Genomic DNA, 2130 nt, shown 5'->3' on the forward strand with positions numbered 1-2130 from the left:
GGGCGGGACGGGGGGAAAACGCCCGACCGGCCCCCCGGAGACGGGGCGCCGGGTGGGGAAGTCGCAGTTCAGGGGCATCGGAACGGGAGGACCCCGGTCACGTCCCGGCGCTTCGGACGGACCGGCGGGACGACGTGCGGACGGGTGCGTCCGGTGACCCCCGGGACGGGACGATACGAGACACCCCTCGTGCGGATGACGGAGACGGCATCCGCCGAATGGGTCGGTCGGGGCCTGCCCGTCCCTCTCGTCCCCGGCGTGTCACCGGCCCCGGGGCCGGGGACGCCGCCGCGGGGGCCCGGGGGTCAGGCGAGGGCCACCAGGTCGGCGTACTCCTGGTTCCACAGGTCCTCGATGCCGTCCGGCAGCAGGATGATCCGCTCCGGCTGCAGCGCCTCCACGGCGCCCTCGTCGTGGGTGACGAGCACGACGGCGCCGGTGAAGGTCCGCAGGGCCCCGAGGATCTCCTCGCGGCTGGCCGGGTCGAGGTTGTTGGTCGGCTCGTCCAACAGCAGCACGTTGGCCGAGGAGACCACCAGGGTGGCCAGGGCCAATCGGGTCTTCTCGCCGCCGGACAGCACCCCGGCGGGCTTGTCCACGTCGTCGCCCGAGAACAGGAAGGATCCCAGGATCTTCCGCAGCTCCACCAGGTCGGTGTCGGGCGCGGCGGACCGCATGTTCTCGAGGACGGTGCGCCCGGGGTCCAGGGTCTCGTGCTCCTGGGCGTAGTAGCCGAGCTTGAGCCCGTGGCCGGGCACCACCCGACCGGTGTCCGGTTCCTCGACACCGGCCAGGAGGCGCAGCAGCGTCGTCTTGCCGGCACCGTTCAGGCCGAGGATGACCACCCGGGACCCCTTGTCGATGGCCAGTCCCACGTCGGTGAAGATCTCCAACGAGCCGTAGGACTTGGAGAGTTCCTCCGCCATCAGCGGGGTGCGACCGCAGGGCGCGGGATCGGGGAAGCGCAGCTTGGCGACCTTGTCCGCACGCCGCTCGTCCTCCAGCCCGGCGAGCAGGCGCTCGGCCCGCTTGGCCATGTTCTGGGCGGCCACCGCCTTGGTGGCCTTGGCCCGCATCTTGTCGGCCTGGGCGTTGAGGGCGGCCGCCTTCTTCTCGGCGTTGGCGCGCTCGCGCCGCCGGCGCTTCTCGTCGGCCTCCCGCTGGGCGAGGTACTGCTTCCAGCCCATGTTGTAGACATCGATGCAGGACCGGGTGGCGTCCAGGTGGAAGACCTTGTTCACCACCGTCTCGATCAGGTCCACGTCGTGGGAGATGACGACCAGGCCGCCCCGGTAGGTCTTCAGGAAGTCGCGCAGCCAGACGATGGAATCGGCGTCGAGGTGGTTGGTCGGCTCGTCCAACAGGAGGGTGTCGGCGTCGGAGAACAGGATCCGGGCCAGCTCCACCCGTCGTCGCTGCCCGCCGGAGAGGGTGCTCAGCGGCTGTCCCAGGACACGGTCGGGCAGCCCGAGGCTGGCCGCGATGGTGGCGGCCTCCGCCTCGGCGGCGTAACCGCCCCGGGTGAGGAACTCGGTCTCCAGCCGCTCGTAGCGGCGCATCGCGCGATCCCGCTCGGCACCGGTGCCGTTGGCCATCCGGTCCTCGTTCTCCCGCATCCCGCGGAGCACGGTGTCCAGGCCGCGCGCGGAGAGCACCCGGTCGCGGGCCAGGACCTCGAGGTCCCCGGTGCGCGGGTCCTGGGGCAGGTAACCGACCTCGCCGCCACGGGTGATGGTGCCGGCGGCCGGGAGGCCCTCACCGGCCAGACACTTGGTGAGCGTCGTCTTGCCGGCCCCGTTGCGGCCGACCAGACCGATCCGGTCACCGCGGGCGATGCGGAAGGTCGCCGACTCCAGGAGGACGCGGGCACCGGCCCGCAGTTCGACGGACTGGGCGGTGATCATGGACGAACTCTCCGGACTGCGTCATGCGATCGGGGGCGGCGGGCCCCGTGGTCCGGGACCGGTGCGGACGGTCCGCGGCGCCCAGTCTACGGCGCGCGACAAGCGGTTTTCGGGGCCGGTTCACGGGGGGCACGATGACGGGGCGGAGCGGACCGGTGGGGCGGACCGCCCCGCGCCTCACCCGTCCCCGGTGTCCCGCCCGGGCACCGGCCGGGCCCCGGTCCCC

Annotated in this window: 1 protein-coding gene; it reads right to left on the minus strand. The window is 72.7% G+C overall.

Annotated features, from left to right (window positions below; genetic code table 11):
- Positions 1 to 305 precede the first annotated feature (305 nt).
- Positions 306 to 1904, minus strand: a complete 1599-nt coding sequence (locus tag FOE67_RS23640) for an ABC-F family ATP-binding cassette domain-containing protein (RefSeq protein ID WP_182666865.1) — start codon at positions 1902 to 1904, stop codon at positions 306 to 308.
- Positions 1905 to 2130: the final 226 nt, after the last annotated feature.

The sequence above is a fragment of the Streptomyces calidiresistens genome (genome assembly GCF_014141525.1).
In the GTDB taxonomy this organism is placed as follows: domain Bacteria; phylum Actinomycetota; class Actinomycetes; order Streptomycetales; family Streptomycetaceae; genus Streptomyces; species Streptomyces calidiresistens.